The organism is Sulfurimonas sp. (genome assembly GCF_050296975.1).
GTDB lineage: Bacteria > Campylobacterota > Campylobacteria > Campylobacterales > Sulfurimonadaceae > Sulfurimonas.
Map to the genome: position 1 here is coordinate 25,783 of NZ_JBNKRX010000019.1, position 13,097 is coordinate 38,879.

Annotated in this window: 15 protein-coding genes and 1 pseudogene; 3 read left to right on the plus strand and 13 right to left on the minus strand. The window is 34.4% G+C overall.

Annotated elements, in window-relative coordinates; all coding sequences use genetic code 11:
* Positions 1-2 precede the first annotated feature (2 nt).
* From feoB to ACQY56_RS05405, 3 genes are read right to left on the minus strand one after another with little or no spacing between them, the layout of a single operon-like run.
* Positions 3-2,147 carry a ferrous iron transport protein B gene (gene feoB, locus ACQY56_RS05395; protein WP_428739869.1) on the minus strand — a complete coding sequence of 715 codons (2,145 nt, stop codon included), beginning with the start codon at positions 2,145-2,147 and terminating at the stop codon, positions 3-5.
* A complete protein-coding gene (locus ACQY56_RS05400) occupies positions 2,144-2,368 on the minus strand; it encodes a FeoA family protein (RefSeq protein WP_428737597.1) in 225 nt (74 codons plus the stop codon). The genes feoB and ACQY56_RS05400 overlap by 4 nt, the downstream gene beginning before the upstream one ends.
* A gap of 9 nt (positions 2,369-2,377) precedes the next feature.
* Entirely contained in the window at positions 2,378-3,628 is a 1,251-nt protein-coding gene (locus ACQY56_RS05405) for an OprD family outer membrane porin (RefSeq protein ID WP_428737596.1), read from the minus strand.
* A 349-nt stretch (positions 3,629-3,977) separates the two neighbouring features.
* Between ACQY56_RS05405 and ACQY56_RS05410 the strand changes: the two genes are divergently transcribed.
* Positions 3,978-4,535 carry a CDP-alcohol phosphatidyltransferase family protein gene (locus tag ACQY56_RS05410; protein ID WP_428737595.1) on the plus strand — a complete coding sequence of 186 codons (558 nt, stop codon included), beginning with the start codon at positions 3,978-3,980 and terminating at the stop codon, positions 4,533-4,535.
* Here ACQY56_RS05410 and ACQY56_RS05415 read toward each other — a convergent pair.
* Complete coding sequence (locus tag ACQY56_RS05415) at positions 4,522-4,707, minus strand: hypothetical protein (protein WP_428737594.1); 186 nt, start codon at positions 4,705-4,707, stop codon at positions 4,522-4,524. The two genes, ACQY56_RS05410 and ACQY56_RS05415, sit on opposite strands and share 14 nt — an antisense overlap.
* A complete protein-coding gene (locus ACQY56_RS05420) occupies positions 4,697-5,914 on the minus strand; it encodes a DNA recombination protein RmuC (protein WP_428737593.1) in 1,218 nt (405 codons plus the stop codon). The genes ACQY56_RS05415 and ACQY56_RS05420 overlap by 11 nt, the downstream gene beginning before the upstream one ends.
* A 219-nt stretch (positions 5,915-6,133) precedes the next feature.
* Between ACQY56_RS05420 and ACQY56_RS05425 the strand changes: the two genes are divergently transcribed.
* Both ACQY56_RS05425 and ACQY56_RS05430 read left to right on the plus strand, forming a co-directional pair.
* Entirely contained in the window at positions 6,134-7,627 is a 1,494-nt protein-coding gene (locus ACQY56_RS05425; RefSeq protein WP_428737592.1) for a DEAD/DEAH box helicase, read from the plus strand.
* A gap of 24 nt (positions 7,628-7,651) precedes the next feature.
* A complete protein-coding gene (locus ACQY56_RS05430; RefSeq protein WP_428737591.1) occupies positions 7,652-8,056 on the plus strand; it encodes an HIT family protein in 405 nt (134 codons plus the stop codon).
* Positions 8,057-8,245: 189 nt separating this feature from the next.
* Here the strand turns inward: ACQY56_RS05430 and ACQY56_RS05435 are convergent, their stop codons facing one another.
* From ACQY56_RS05435 to metK, 8 genes and pseudogenes are all read right to left on the minus strand, one after another.
* Entirely contained in the window at positions 8,246-8,704 is a 459-nt protein-coding gene (locus ACQY56_RS05435; RefSeq protein WP_428743739.1) for a 3-oxoacyl-[acyl-carrier-protein] synthase III C-terminal domain-containing protein, read from the minus strand.
* Positions 8,705-8,743: 39 nt separating this feature from the next.
* Positions 8,744-9,243 (minus strand): annotated as a pseudogene (locus tag ACQY56_RS05440) (3-oxoacyl-ACP synthase); the annotation flags it as partial.
* Complete coding sequence (plsX, locus tag ACQY56_RS05445) at positions 9,243-10,241, minus strand: phosphate acyltransferase PlsX (protein WP_428737589.1); 999 nt, start codon at positions 10,239-10,241, stop codon at positions 9,243-9,245. The pseudogene ACQY56_RS05440 and the gene plsX, both read right to left, overlap by 1 nt.
* A 3-nt stretch (positions 10,242-10,244) precedes the next feature.
* The gene (gene rpmF / locus ACQY56_RS05450) at positions 10,245-10,394 is read right to left on the minus strand and encodes a 50S ribosomal protein L32 (RefSeq protein WP_013326319.1); all 150 of its coding nucleotides are present in this window, start codon (positions 10,392-10,394) and stop codon (positions 10,245-10,247) included.
* A gap of 22 nt (positions 10,395-10,416) precedes the next feature.
* Entirely contained in the window at positions 10,417-10,773 is a 357-nt protein-coding gene (locus tag ACQY56_RS05455; protein ID WP_428737588.1) for a hypothetical protein, read from the minus strand.
* 15 nt (positions 10,774-10,788) lie between these two features.
* On the minus strand, positions 10,789-11,202 hold the full coding sequence (ndk, locus tag ACQY56_RS05460; RefSeq protein ID WP_428737587.1) for a nucleoside-diphosphate kinase: 414 nt from the start codon (positions 11,200-11,202) through the stop codon (positions 10,789-10,791).
* A 150-nt stretch (positions 11,203-11,352) separates the two neighbouring features.
* Positions 11,353-11,637, minus strand: a complete 285-nt coding sequence (locus ACQY56_RS05465; RefSeq protein WP_428737586.1) for a 4Fe-4S dicluster domain-containing protein — start codon at positions 11,635-11,637, stop codon at positions 11,353-11,355.
* 103 nt (positions 11,638-11,740) lie between these two features.
* Positions 11,741-12,901, minus strand: a complete 1,161-nt coding sequence (metK, locus tag ACQY56_RS05470; RefSeq protein ID WP_428737585.1) for a methionine adenosyltransferase — start codon at positions 12,899-12,901, stop codon at positions 11,741-11,743.
* Between the last annotated feature and the right edge of the window lie 196 nt (positions 12,902-13,097).

The following is a 13,097-nucleotide window of genomic DNA, read 5'->3' on the forward strand; positions in this document are numbered from 1 at the left end:
AATTAGCTAACACCTGTAAAAAGTAAAGTGACTCTGTATGCAAAAAATGCCATAAAATACGCCACCACTGATGTAAAAGCTAATAAATAAAAAAAGTATTTCACATTTCCAGCTTCTCTAGTAAATACAATTGAAGCTGCTAAACACGGTAAATAAACCATCACAACAACTATAAATGAAACAGCTGAAGCAAATGGGATATTTTTTTGTATCATCGTTGATAAAGAACTACTTGTCTCATCTACATCTCCACCTAAAGAGTATAATACCCCTAAAGTTGATACCACAACCTCTTTTGCAGCTAAACCAGTTTGCAAGGCTATATTCATTTTCCAATCAAATCCCAGTGGACTAAAAATAGGCTCAGTAAATTTTCCAATAACACCCAAATAACTTTGCTCTAAATGTGCCATAGCCAATTCATTTTCCAAGTTTACAATCTCTTGTTCACTTTGTGCTTTTTCAATTTTTGCATTATATAACTCTTCAAGTTTAGTGTTATGTGGATATGTTGATAAAAACCAAATCAAGATAGAAGCACCAGCAATAAATGTCCCCGCTTTTTTAAGATACATCATAGTTTTTGTAAGTACCGTATGCCAGATTAGTTTGACGCTCGGCAACCTATATTTTGGCATCTCCATAACAAATGGCTCATCTACACCTTTAAAAGCAGTAAGTTTTAAAATTTTTGCAGCAATGAGACCTAAAATAGCCCCACTTATGTAGATTGCAAATAAAACATTTCCAGCCATATCTTCTGGGAAAAATGCTCCTGCAAAAAGTACGTATACAGGGAGTCTTGCACCACAAGACATAAACCCTATAATAAACAGAGTTAAAAGTCTGTCTCTATCATTTTTTAAAACTCTTGCACTCATATACGCAGGAATTGAACATCCAAAACCAGTAACAAGAGGGATAAAACTTTGTCCATGAAGCCCAAATTTGTGAAAAAATCCATCAAGTAAAAATGCTACACGTGACATATATCCAGTACTCTCTAAAAGTGCAATCCCTATGAATAAAATCACAATATTTGGTATAAATAACACTACAGCACCAACACCAGCTATAATCCCATCCACAACTAAAGAGCGGACACTCTCATTGGAAATAGTTGCACCTACAATATCACCAAACCAGCCAAAAAATCCATCTATATAATCCATTGGAATTGCACCAATCTCAAATGTGAGTTGAAATAATCCCCACATAAAAAATAAGAACATTGGAATTCCAGCAATTGGATGAATGAGCACAGAGTCTATCTTTTCAGTAAGAGTTTTTTGCTGTTGTTGTTTTTTCTTTGTAACTACCTCAGCTACAATCCCTCTATTAAATGCTCCATATTCCTCTGCAAACGCCTCTTTTATATCATCTGTATCGTGATGCAATTCTATATGTTTTGATGCTTCAATCAAAATAGGCTGCAGTTCTGTCCAGATTGGATTGTCATGGAGTTTTCCATAGGTCCTTTTATTGTTTTTCAATAAATTAATCGCAATATTTCGATAAGTATTTACCGCCTGAAACTTATGCTTTTTAAAATAAGAAACAATATTACTAATCTCATCTTCAACACTTACAGAAAAGACTAATTTTGGTTCTTTTTTCTCATTGATAAACTCTTGTACAACAGCTTCTATAAGCTTTTCTATCCCCATTTTTGTAGCAGCTGAAACTTTTATACAAGGCAGTCCCATCAACTCACTCATATACTCAGCATCTACTACAATACCCTCTTTTTGTGCCTCATCACTCATATTTAAAGCAACTACCACTTTTTTACTCATAGTTAAAAGCTCAGAAGTAAGTTGTAAGTTTTTTAGTAAATTTGTTGAATCAACTACATTAATAATTATGTCATACTCTTCAGCACACAGATAATCATGTGTTACACGCTCTTCGATCGTATAATCTGTAAAAGCATATGTACCAGGGAGATCAACAACAGTAAAGTTATATCCTTTATAATCAAATAAAACCTCAGCTTTATCAACTGTAACCCCTGAGAAATTTCCAACATGTAGATGCGCATTACTTACCGAATTGATAAGCATACTTTTACCAACATTTGGTTGTCCGACAAGTGCTACTTTTATGTGTTGTGCAGTAACTGGACAAGCTAAAACTTGTTCACTCATATCACTTCTACCTCTACCATTTGTGCTTCTTGTGCACGTAAAGCTACTTGCATATTTCCTACTTTAATCTCTATCGTTTTCTTTCTAGGTGCCTCACCTATAAACTCTATAATTGTGTGTTTCATAACACCAAAAGAGATAAGTCTATGTTTTAACTCTTCATTTGCATGCAGTTTTAAAATTTTTAATTTTTGTCCTTTTTGACACTCATTTAATCGCATGAAACCTCTTTAAAAATTGTAATTTACCATTAATTGTGCTCTATCATAATCATATTCTGTTTTTGTCGTACTTTGTTTATCTTCACTAAGCACATATATCAGTGCAATTAAAAACTCATCATTCACATTGTATTCCAAGCTTATATCTTGTTCAACGACATGTGCTTTATCACCTAAAGAGTCTTTTTCCCCTGAAAAATCACCATAAGCGTAAAGAAAAGAAAAATTTTCGTGATTATATACAAAACCTGCGACAATCGCATCCACATCTCTATCTACTGAGATGTTATCCATAATCATCATATCCATATTTGTAAAAAGTGCACCACCACCAGTTCCAGAAAAACTCTCTTTTGCTGTATCACTATCGAGGTGGTTATATGCTACGTTTAATCCTAAATCTTGAATAACCACTTCACACAAAGCACCATAAATTGTAGCCCCATATCCACTATGAGAAAGTTCATTTTCATCAAGGTACTGCACCATTGCATGGATCGATATATCGTCGTTTATAGCGAACTCTCCGCCACCATCAATATAAAATGCATTAGCTAGATCACTCATATTGTAGTACCATGCTTGAAACTCTAAACCTTCTGCGTAAGTAACACCAACTACATTAACTCCTTTGTCACCTATATCTTGCCAACCATCATCCAAACCTGCATCTGTTCCATGCCAAGCTTGAATATTTCCAGCTGTAAAGTTAAACCCTTGTAAATTGTATGTAGCTATGTACGCTTCAAATGTATTTTGAATCATGCGAATATCATCACTATCAGCTAGTGGAGTATCCAGTATTTGACGACCAGCTCTTAGATTCAAATTTTCATATTGATAGTTCACATACACTTCACCCATATCTGTATGTTCACCATCAGATGATGAAAGTTCAGTATTTCTACGATCACCTTTTCCACTTAACCAAGCGATATCTTTAGATGCATAAAATGCTACACCAGCATTAAACCCTTTAAACTGTGCTAACTCATATTTCAATATCCCACCAGCAGCGGTTGCATATACATCTGGGTCAGTATTTTTGAAATTATAATTTGCATACGCTACTCTTACTTGCCCACTTACGGTACCTTGAATGAACATATTTTCAAAACTATTGCTTAAAGAGACCTCTTTTTCTTCAAGTTTTCCAACACTATATACTGCTTCTCTAATTGAGTCTTTTCTTGTTTCCACTTCCGCAAACAACGCTTTAGAATAAACAATTACAAATAGATATAACAAAATACTTCTCATAATAAGCCCCTACACTTTTTTGCATTTTAGATGGACTTATTATAATAATTAAAACTTAATTTGACTCGTTAATCGACACTAATTCATATCTTTAAATGAATTATTTACCAAAAAAAGATCAAAGGTAAAAAGACGACATCAATTAAAACTTTGATACTTTTCATCTATTTAAAAAAATCAACCTGAATATAAATATAATATTCATTATCAATTCAAGTCTTGTAAAAATAGTACAAAAAACAACCTGAAAATACACTTAATTATGATATCTATTATCAATATTAATAATAAGGCAAATTTTTTTATTTTATTTGCTATAATTTCAAAAAATACAAGGCTCTATTCTATCATGAAATTTCTCTTTACGCCATCATCACACTTTAATCTTGCAAATATGTTCACTTTTGTAAACATAACTTCTGGACTCTTAGCAACCTTTTTTACTATACAAAATAACTATGTGGTTGCTATAATTTTTGCATGGATTGCAGGAGCTTTTGATATCTTTGATGGAAAAATAGCAAGAAAGTACAATCTCTCAAATGAGTTTGGTATTCAACTTGATAGTTTTGCAGACTTTTTAAGTTTTGTACTTGTTCCAGTATTTTTTATATTTCAAGCTATTTATTCACAAAGTTTAAGTGGTTTAGGACTTATTCTTGCAGGAATTGTAAGTGTATATTATGTTATTTCAGGATTAAGACGTTTAATTGAGTTCAATATAAATTCAGATGTTGGCGAAGTTGAAAAATATTTTGTAGGAGTTCCAACGCCAATGGGTGCTATTTTATTATTTGTAACCTATTTAGCATATAACTATCTTGCATTACCAGCTTTAGGTGTTATAGTGTTTATGATTTTAATTGCTTGGAGTTTGAACTCAAAAATCAAAGTCAAACACCTCTAAATTTACAAGAACCAACACTTATCTCTTTACCTTTTTTAAGCACCTCTTTTATATAAAGCAGTGTCCCGTGTGGGTCTGCATCACCAACTTCCTCGGCAATAATTTTAAGCAAATCTTCCTCTTTTGTTTGTGCCCATGTTTTTTCATAACTGTATTTTGTTTCAATCTTCATCACTACTCTTTATAGGTAACTCTTTTTTTGTTTTTACACCTAGTTCTACAATATTTTGAGCACGTTTTATCACATTGCCGCGCCCAGAGCTCAGTCTATTCATCGCTTTTTCATATGAGTCGTGCGTACGCTGTATCTGTGAACCTATATTTTTCATCTCATCTAAAAAGAGCACTAACTTATCATACATCGCTTCTGCTTCTTGTGCAATTTTAAGCGCATGTTCCTCTTGTTGCTGTGTTCGCCAAATATGCTCTATTGTTCGAAGCGTTACCAAAAGTGTAGATGGAGAAACTACCAAAATATTTTGATCGTATGCTCGTTTAAAAAACTCTCCATCACTCTCTAGTGCTAGTAAAAATGCTCCCTCGATAGGCATAAACAAAAGTACAAAATCTAAAGAGTTTACACCTTCAAGTTTTTCATAACTTTTTTGACTTAACTCTTTAATATGACTTGAAATACTAATGATATGTTCTTTTAAAGCTAGTTTTCTCTCACTTTCATCTTCACTATTCATAAAACGCTCATACGCAGTGAGTGAAACTTTTGAATCGATAACGATATCACGATTATCTGGCATATGAATGATTACATCTGGTCTATATATTTTGTTCTCATCATTTTTTAGTGTTGCTTGAAGTTCATACTCAACACCCCTACGCAATCCTGATTGTTCTAAAATCTTCTCTAAAACAAGCTCACCCCAGTTTCCTTGTGTCTTATTTTCACCTTTAAGTGCTTTTGTAAGGTTTAATGCTTCAGATGCAAGTTGAGCATTCATCTCTTTAAGGCGTGAGAGTTCATCTTTGAGTAAATGTCTATCTTTAATCTCAACTTCAAATTGTTCACGTGCTTGTTTAGAAAAATTTGTTACTTGTTCACGAAATGGCTTGAGCAAAAGTTCGAGTTGTTCTTTATTGGACGAACTAAACTGTTTTGATTTATCTTCAAAGATTTTATTTGCCAAGTTTTTAAACTCATTTGAGAGTTCATCTTTTGCATTTTTTAAAAGCTGGAGTTTTTCATTTGAAGCCTTTATCTCTACCTCATATCTACTTTGTAGGGCTACAAGATTTTTTTCTATATCATTTTTTTCATCTAAAATATTTTTTGAAAAAACTTTCTCTTTCATTAAAATAAATAAAGTTACAAAAAGTGTTATAAGTAAGACTATAATGATCAATATTTGTGTATCAAATTGCAAAAACTCTCCCTTAAGACTTTCCAAAATTATACACCCTTTTTTTTAATCTATTCAAAAAATATGACAATTTGAAATATATAAACTTAGACTATTCGTAAAATTAAATTTTTTAATATCTTCTATGCTTAATTTGGGTATAATTCGCAAAATAATTTAAGGAGAAGGTGCTATAAAGAGTTTAAGTAGTCTGTATCATCTCCTTGATACATAAGGAACATGATGCAAGACAATGCACAACAAGAAGAAAAAGTACTAACATTTGATGAGTTAGGCTTAAAAAAAGAGATACTTAAAAGTATCAAGTTTGCAGGGTTTACAAGCCCTTCTCCAATTCAAGCACAAGCAATTCCTGTAGTTTTATCTGGTCGTGACATGGTTGGTCAAGCGCACACAGGTACGGGTAAAACTGCTGCGTTTTCTCTTCCCGCTTTAAACAATATGAAACTTGATGGTTCAGTTGAACTACTTGTAATCACACCAACTCGTGAACTCGCTACTCAAGTAAGTGATGAAATTTTCAAGTATGGTAAAAACTTAGGTGTTAAAACAGTTACAGTATATGGTGGAAGTTCATATAAACGTCAACTCGATCTCATTGGTCGTGGAGCAAATGTTGTAGTAGCAACTCCAGGAAGAATGCTCGATATTTTAAAAAGAGATATGCTTAAAAACTTTGCTCCAAGTATGGTTGTACTTGATGAAGCTGATGAGATGTTAGATATGGGATTTTTAGACGATATCAATGAGATATTTTCGTATCTACCTACAAGCCGTCAAACATTGCTGTTCTCAGCGACTATGCCACAACCAATTAAAAACTTGGCACATAAAATCTTAGAAAATCCAGAATTTGTTTCTATCACGAAAGGTGAAACTACAAATGCCGACATCGAACAACTCTATTATGTGATCGATGAACATGAGCGTGATGATGCGATTATCCGTTTAATGGATAGTGAGAATACTCAAAAATCGGTTGTATTTTGTCGTACAAAATCTGAAGTAGATCGTCTCTCGAACGTTTTAAGTAATGCAGGGTATTTAGCAAATGGTTTACATGGTGATATGGAACAACGTCAACGTGAAACAGTAATCAAAGGTTTTAAATCAAATTCTGTAAAAGTACTTGTTGCAACTGACGTTGCTGCGCGTGGTATTCATGTTAACAATATCTCTCATGTATTTAACTACCACATCCCATTTGATCCTGAAAGTTATGTACACAGAATCGGTCGTACAGGACGTGCAGGAACAAAAGGAAAAGCGATTACACTTTTAACTCCACTAGAGTTTAAAGAGTTACAAAAGATTAAAAAAATTGTTGGTACTTCTATGGAACATGCTTTCATACCAAGCAAAAATGATCTTCGTCAAACTAACATCGATAATATTGTAAAAAGTATTGAAAATCAAAAGATTTATGATGAAGCACACCTTATCCTTGATCAACTAAAAGAAGATATCGATGAAGAGACTATTATGTACAAACTAATCTCTATGATTCTTAACAAACAAGACATCAAAGGACCAAGTAACATCGGTATCCCTGCTGAAAAACTGGCAGCTATTTTAGACCGTGCAAATAAAAGAGGGAACGATAGAAATTCTAGAGGTCGTAGCAATAGACGTGGTGGGTCTAGAAACTCAAGAAGTCGTTCAAATAGCTCTAATCGCTCTCATGGTGGAGATTCTAGAAGAAGTAGATCTCACTAAATTTTCACACACAATATCCGTTTTATGCTAAAATTAGCAAAAACGGATCTACCAATGCACATCATTTTTGAAAACCATAACTTTTACATAGAAACAGAAAAAAGCCAAATACCTTGGCTAAAAGTTTTCACTCAAGAACCGTATAAAGAGTTGAGTGATTTAAACGATGAACTTCGTCAACAATTATGGGAGATAGTAAATATCATAGAAAAAGAGATGATAGAGTACTATCAACCTACAAAGATAAACATTGCCTCTTTTGCGAATATGCTCCCACGTGTGCACATCCATGTCATGGCACGATTTCAAGATGACAACTACTATCCTAACCCTATGTGGGGAGAAAAACAAAGAGAGCATCAACTTACTCTTCCTGATGAAGAGAAGTTTTTTAAAAGAGTGTTTGCAGCTTTACAAAAATTTGCGTAAATCATTGAAGCTAGAGAAAACAGAAAATTATTTTCGCCATTAAAATTCTCAATTTTGTTCTAATTCAAGGCGGAGTTTTATTTTTTTTAAGAAGCGTACATGAAGTACGCGCACTGACCGAAGGGAACAAGTACCCTTGGGGTGTGACGAGAAAAAATCAAAGTCCAATGCTGAAGTTGGACAAAAGTGTTATTTTAATGGTGAAAATGGGACTAATGCAGAACCCCAAGTGAGTCCCCCACCAAAAGCATCGAGAAGCATAAGTTCTCCTGCTTTTAGTTTACCCTCTTCATAAATATCATTAATAGCCATCGGAATAGATGCACCCGAAGTGTTTCCATATTTTGCGACAGTGAGAACCACTTGTTCATCTTTGAGTTTTAGTGCATCACCTACCGCTTTAATGATACGATAGTTCGCTTGATGTGGTACAAAGTGAACTACATCTTCACTTGCAATGTTGTTTGTTTCTAAAATCTCTTTAACATCTTGTGTAAGTGTACGTACTGCAACTTTGAAAGTTTCATTTCCTTTCATTTGCATATAACAAGTGGCAACCTCTTGATCGAGTGAGTCATGCGCTGAACCACTTCCACCATTTGGTGTCATAAGAAGATCAGCATACTCACCGTCTGCTCCAGTATGCACATCGATGATAGCTTCCTCTTTGTTCTCTGTTGCAGAGATAACAGCAGCTCCAGCACCATCACCAAATAATATACACGTCCCACGATCTGTATAATCTGTGATAGCTGAGAGTTTTTCCGCACCAATGATGAGTACATTTTTTTCATTCCAGATTCGATAAATGCTTTTGCGATAGAAAGCACATATACAAAACCTGTACACGCCGCACTTATATCAAATGCCGTTGCGTTCTTAATACCTAGTTTTGTGGCAATGATAGTGGCAGTTGAGGGCATACAAAAATAATCTGGTGAAATTGTTGCACATACAATCATATCGATGTCTTCTTTTGCGATACCACTACGATCTAGTGCTTTTTGTGCAGCTTTTACACCAAGGTCACTTGTAAACTCATCACTTGCTGCAATATGACGCTCTTTGATACCAGTTCTTTTTGTAATCCAATCATCTGAAGTATCAACCATTTTAGTTAAATCTTCATTTGTTAAGATTTTTTGCGGAACATAAGCACCAATAGATCGAAATGCAGCATATGCCATTAAGCTTCCTTTTGTTTTAATTCAGCGATTCTAGCCTCAATATGTTTATTTACACCTGTGTCAACATAACGGATCGCTTGATAGATAGCATTTTCTACTGCTTTTGCATTACTTTTACCATGACTAACAATTGCACACCCTTTTATACCAATAAGTGGTGCACCACCAACTTCAGCATAATCGATCTCTTTTTTCAGAAGTTTAAAAACCCTTCTCATTAAAAGTGCACCTGTAATTGCAATAGGAGATTTTCTAATGTAATCTTTAATAAGTGCAGAAACTGTTGAAGCTACACCTTCACTCGCTTTAAGCACTAAATTTCCAACAAAACCATCACAAGTGATAACATCACAACTTCCATTGAAAATATCACTTCCTTCAACATTACCTTTAAAACCTCTATAGCCTTGTAGAAGTTTAAATGTTGCTTTTGTAAGTTCATTTCCTTTAGAATCTTCTTCGCCATTTGCAAGTAAACCAATAGATGGTTCTTTAATCCCTAAAACATCTTCAGCATAACATCCACCCATAACAGCAAATTGTGCTAAATGTTCTGGTTTAGAATCAACATTTGCTCCAACGTCGAGCACAACTGAGCGACGACCTACACGTGTAGGCATTAATGTAACGAGTGCTGGACGAGCTACACCTTCAAGACGTCCGAGTCTAAGGGTTGCTAAAGTCATAGTAGCTCCACTATGACCTGCTGAAACAACTCCTTGTGCTTCACCATTTTTTACAAGTTCAACTGCTTTATAGATAGTACTCTCTTTGCGTTTCACTGCATCAGTAGCAGCATCGCTCATTGAGATCACATCATGAGTATCAACTATTGAAATCTTATCTCTATAACTTTTTGGTAATAGAGATAAAATTTCATCTTTTTTACCTACCAATATAGGAGTGAATTTTTTACGTTTGAGTGCTTGTACACAACCTTTTACAATTGGTTCGGGACCGAAGTCCCCTCCCATTGCATCAATTGCAATTGTTACCATTAATTATTTATACTCACCAGTAGTAGGATTGATATGGTGTGGTAATCTGTAAGTTCCATCTTTATCTTTAACTGGACGAGCTAAAGAAATTTTGTAGTGTGTTCTACGTTTAGCTGAACGAGAGTGTGATACTCTTCTCTTAGGTACTGCCATCTTTTTATTCCTTTGTTAAATTTTAGTCTTCTTGGCAATTATCACAAAAATGATAATCACTTTTTATCATTTCAATCTCTGAATCTAAAAGCTCATCTAAATCTGCATGGGCATCAAAAGATTCAACAACATCTAATTCGATGTCATTACCCTTTTCATAAATCCCATCAGAGATAAAGAACTCTATATCTTCATCAACCAAAACTTGCATATCCTCTGCGCACATATCACAAGGCTTAGCAACGGTTCCATTTAAATTTGCTTTGAGCAAAATTAATTTTGAATTATGATACTCCAAATAACCTTTAAAAGTTATGTTTTCTTTGTTTAATTCAAACTCTAACGGAGTATTTGTTACTTTTCTAAGTAGTATTTTCAAAAAATACTACTTATATTAAGAAATTTCTCTTTCTGAGAAAAAGAATGCAATTTCAACAGCTGCATTTTCTAATGAGTCACTTCCATGAACTGCATTAGCATCTATATTTTCAGCGAAATCTGCACGGATCGTACCAGCTTCTGCTTCTTTAGGATTAGTTGCACCCATAAGATCACGGTTTTTAGTCATTGCATTTTCACCTTCTAAAACTGAAACTACAACAGGTCCGCTAATCATAAAATCAACTAAATCGTTGAAAAAAGGTCTCTCAGCATGAACTGCGTAAAATGCTTCAGCATCTGCTCTGCTTAATTGAAGTTTTTTAGTAGCTGCTATTTTAAGACCATTGCTCTCAAAACGATCTAAAATTTTACCTATAACACCCTTTGCAACTGCATCTGGTTTTATGATTGATAGTGTACGTTCCATCAAATCTCCTCTGAAAATATAAAATTAGGGTGCGATTATATCTAAAAAAAAGTATATTTTAGTTTAAAATTTGATTTTTATTTATTTTTTGGAAGGTTTTAAGTTTTTTTTGAAAGAGAGAGTGAGGCATAAAGCCTCACAAAACCAGAATTATTCTACTACTGGTTCTTTGTTTGAACGTTGCTCATCAGTGACATCATCACGATGTGATGGAGAATCTCCAACAGCATCCCAAGTGATACATCCCTCAGTAGGACATGCAGTAGCACAAGCTGGTTCATCATGGTGTCCAACACACTCTACACATTTATCACCATAAACATAGTAAGTTTCCTCACCAGTTGGATTATCATCTTCGTCTACGATAGCTTCAACTGGACACTCGTCAATACAAGCACCACAGTTAATACAAGTATCATTAATAAATACTGCCATAATTTTTCTCCTTAAATTATTGTGAAAGTAACTATACAATGAAGAGTTTTAAATGTAGCTAAAACTTATCGTATAGTTTTTAAAGTGTTATTATTCGTTACACTCACGAATTTAAGAAGCTTTTTATCGCCTCTACTTTATTTGTCTTTTCCCAACTAAAAGTATCTTCTTCACGACCAAAATGTCCATATGCTGCTGTTTTACGATAAATTGGGCGAAGAAGGTCCAAATCTCTTATAATTCCTGCAGGAGAGAGATCAAATACAGCTTTTACACATGCTTCAAGTTTCTCCTCATCCACTTTTCCAGTACCATGAGTATCTACCATAATAGAAACTGGTTGTACAACACCAATAGCATATGCTACTTGGATAGTAGCTTTATCACAAACATCAGCAGCTACTAAGTTTTTAGCTACCCAACGAGCAGCATATGCTGCACTTCTGTCAACCTTGGTCGGATCTTTCCCGCTAAATGCTCCTCCACCGTGAGGGCAACTTCCACCATAAGTGTCTACAATAATTTTACGACCAGTTAGACCAGCATCACCTTGTGGACCACCAATAACGAACTTACCAGTTGGATTGATATGAAATACTGTATTTTCACTCATCATCTCAGCTGGAATAACTGCTTTGATAACTTCATTGATAACATCTTCATGAATTTGCTCTTGAGAAACTTCTGGAGCATGTTGTGTTGACACGACTACAGTTTCAACTGAAACTGGTTTATCATCAATATATTTTACACTAATTTGTGCCTTACCATCAGGACGAAGATATGGAATAATTCCATCTTTTCGCACCTGTGCTAGTCTTTGTGTTAGTCTATGAGAAAGGTAAATCGGTAATGGCATCAACACATCAGTTTCACGACATGCATATCCGAACATCAAACCTTGGTCACCCGCACCAATCTCACCACTTGCTTGATCAACACCTTGATTAATATCAGGTGATTGTTCACCGATTCCATTTAAAACCGCAGCAGAACGGTAATCAAAACCGTATGTAGCATCAGTATAGCCTATCTCTTGAACCACTTTTCTTGCAATCTCTTGCATTGGCGCATATGCCGTTGTCTTCAGTTCGCCTGCTATTACACAAAAACCATTAGATACCAAAGTTTCACAAGCTACTCTGGCATTTTTATCATTTTCAATAATATAATCCAGAATTGCATCACTGATCTGATCAGCCATCTTGTCAGGATGCCCTTCTGTTACAGACTCTGAAGTAAATATGTACTCTTTTTGTGACATCTTTATCTCCCGTCATCGATTGTTTATTGAAATATAAAGTCATGCTTCATAAATCGCTGAAATTATACACTATAATAATTAATTCTCACTAAGTATCTAAACGATAAAAATTATCCTTAGCTTAAAATAATTATTTAGATAAAGCAGTATGAATTTAGTTAATAAAATTTTGATAGAATTTTGACAGTTTAAATTT

Excerpts from the sequence above, each read along its gene's own strand:
- ACQY56_RS05465 (WP_428737586.1), bottom strand. The coding sequence starts at position 11,637 with ATGGCAGTATTTATTAATGATACTTGTATTAACTGTGGTGCTTGTATT.
- feoB (WP_428739869.1), bottom strand. The coding sequence starts at position 2,147 with ATGAGTGAACAAGTTTTAGCTTGTCCAGTTACTGCACAACACATAAAA.
- rpmF (WP_013326319.1), bottom strand. The coding sequence starts at position 10,394 with ATGGCAGTACCTAAGAGAAGAGTATCACACTCTCGTTCAGCTAAACGT.
- plsX (WP_428737589.1), bottom strand. The coding sequence starts at position 10,241 with ATGGTAACAATTGCAATTGATGCAATGGGAGGGGACTTCGGTCCCGAA.
- ACQY56_RS05425 (WP_428737592.1), top strand. The coding sequence starts at position 6,134 with ATGCAAGACAATGCACAACAAGAAGAAAAAGTACTAACATTTGATGAG.
- metK (WP_428737585.1), bottom strand. The coding sequence starts at position 12,901 with ATGTCACAAAAAGAGTACATATTTACTTCAGAGTCTGTAACAGAAGGG.
- ndk (WP_428737587.1), bottom strand. The coding sequence starts at position 11,202 with ATGGAACGTACACTATCAATCATAAAACCAGATGCAGTTGCAAAGGGT.
- ACQY56_RS05410 (WP_428737595.1), top strand. The coding sequence starts at position 3,978 with ATGAAATTTCTCTTTACGCCATCATCACACTTTAATCTTGCAAATATG.
- ACQY56_RS05400 (WP_428737597.1), bottom strand. The coding sequence starts at position 2,368 with ATGCGATTAAATGAGTGTCAAAAAGGACAAAAATTAAAAATTTTAAAA.
- ACQY56_RS05415 (WP_428737594.1), bottom strand. The coding sequence starts at position 4,707 with ATGAAGATTGAAACAAAATACAGTTATGAAAAAACATGGGCACAAACA.
- ACQY56_RS05405 (WP_428737596.1), bottom strand. The coding sequence starts at position 3,628 with ATGAGAAGTATTTTGTTATATCTATTTGTAATTGTTTATTCTAAAGCG.
- ACQY56_RS05430 (WP_428737591.1), top strand. The coding sequence starts at position 7,652 with ATGCTAAAATTAGCAAAAACGGATCTACCAATGCACATCATTTTTGAA.